General features: G+C 67.1%; 1 protein-coding gene. It reads left to right on the plus strand.

Annotation, left to right across the window (positions count from 1 at the left end; genetic code table 11):
- Positions 1 to 2,086 (plus strand): condensation domain-containing protein (locus BFP90_RS00860; protein ID WP_141688886.1); only part of this gene is annotated, 2,086 nt, incomplete at both ends.

Genomic DNA, 2,086 nt, shown 5'->3' on the forward strand with positions numbered 1-2,086 from the left:
CTGTCCCATGCCCAGGAACGGCTGTGGTTCATGCAGCAGCTCGAACCCGACACCACCGCCTACAACGTCACGCAACTGCTGGCCTTGCAGGGTGAACTGCACGTGCCACGCCTGCGCAGCGCCTGCCTGAGCCTGATCGAACGTCACGAAGCCCTGCGTTGCCGTTTCTTCGAGGACAACGGGCAGGTGCGCCAGCGCCTGGTGGAGGCGCCCGAGGCCAGCTTCGCCCTGCACGATCTGCGCGCATCGCCGGCAGATGCACGGGAGGCAGCGATCGCCCTGGCCGCGCAACGGGTCTTCGACCTGGCCCAGGGGCCGTTGGTGGCCATCGACCTGTTCCAGTTCGCTGAAGACGACTATCGCCTGCTGTTCAACGCCCACCATATCGCCGTGGACGGCTGGTCCATGGGGCTGCTGGTGCAGGATCTGGCCGCTCTCTATGAGGGCCGTCAGCCTGTGCCCGGAACGGGCCTGTTGCAAGTGATCGAAGCGCAGCGCCAGGCGCTGGAAGGGGATGCCGGCCAGGTACTGCTCGATTACTGGCAGCAGCGCCTGCAGGGCTTGAGTGACGAGCCGCTGGCCCTCAGCGAAAGCCCGCGCCCGGCAGTGCAGGCGTATGCCGGCGCGCGTGAGCAGTTCCCGTTACCCGGCGAGCTGACCTCGGCAATCGCGGCCCGTGCCAAGCAGCTTGGGGTCACCCCCTTCGTGCTGTATTTCGCCGCGCAGCAACTGCTGCTCTGGAAACACGCCGGGCGCCGCGATTTCGCCATCGGCTTGCCCGTGTCCGGGCGTGAGGCGGCGGACAGCCAGGCGCTGGTCGGTCTGTTCGTCAACACCCTGGCCTACCGCGTGCAGCTTGATGGGCTAGAAAGCCTGGAGCATTTTCTGCGGCGCCTTGGCCAGCGCCTGGCAGATGATCGGGCCCATGAGCAATTGCCGTTCGAGCGCCTGCTCGATGTGCTCCAGGTCGAGCGCAGCCTCGACCGCACGCCATTGTTCCAGGCCATGTTCAACTACCAGGTCGATCACCTCGGCGAGCGCAATCTGCAACTGCCGGGCGTCACGGTAGCGCCGCTGGCATTGCCGCAGGGGGCGATCAGCGCCAAGTTCGACCTGACCTTCAATGTGTTCAGCCAGGGCCGCGGCGATGGGGCCAGCAGCCAACTGATCGTCGAGTACGCCACCGCGCTGTTCGACCCGGCCCGCATCCAGTGCCTGGTGGACGACTACCTGGGTGTGCTGGCCAGCCTGGCGCATCTCGATCTGCAGCAGCCGCTGCTGACGCTGCCACTGCGCTCGGTACAACGCCTGCACAGCGCGGGCGACGCTGCCGAACTGAACGTCGAGGCGGATTTCGTGACCCGCTTCGAGGTTCAGGCCGCCTTGCATCCCGAGCGCACCGCCGTGTTCTGCCGCGACCGACAACTGAGCTACGGGAAGTTGCAGGCACAGGCCAACCAGCTTGCGCACTGGTTGTTGGCGCAAGGTGTGACGGCGGAGTCCACGATCGCCTTCTGCCTGCCGCGCGACGAGCGCCTGCTGGTCTGCCTGCTGGGCATCCAGAAGGCCGGGGCGCAGTACCTGCCGCTCGATCCGAGCCATCCGCCTGCGCGGCAGGCGGCCATCGTGCAGCGGGCACGGCCGCATCTGCTGCTGTGCGACCTTCAGGATGAGCATCTCCCGGCCACGTTGCGCTGCCAACTCTGGCAGGACCTGGCGTTGCAGGCGCAGCCGACCGATGCACCGGCGCTGCCCAGGCACCTGCAGCAACTGGCCTACACGCTCTACACCTCCGGCTCCACCGGGCAGCCCAAGGGTGTGCAGATCAGCCGGGGCAACTTTGCCAACTTCCTGTTGGCGATGGAGCGCGCCTTGCCGCTGGACGGCGTGCAGCGCTACCTGGCGCTGACCACCGTGACCTTCGATATCAGCGGCCTGGAACTGTGCCTGCCGTTGGTGCGCGGTGGCAGCGTGGTCCTCGCCGATGACGAGCAACGCCAAGACCCGCTGCTGCTGGCGCAGTTGATCCGTGAGCGGGCGGTGGAGCTGATCCAGGCCACCCCGGCGACCTGGGCCATGCTGCTGC

The sequence above is a fragment of the Pseudomonas sp. 24 E 13 genome (genome assembly GCF_900004715.1).
Taxonomy (GTDB): Bacteria; Pseudomonadota; Gammaproteobacteria; order Pseudomonadales; family Pseudomonadaceae; genus Aquipseudomonas; species Aquipseudomonas orientalis_A.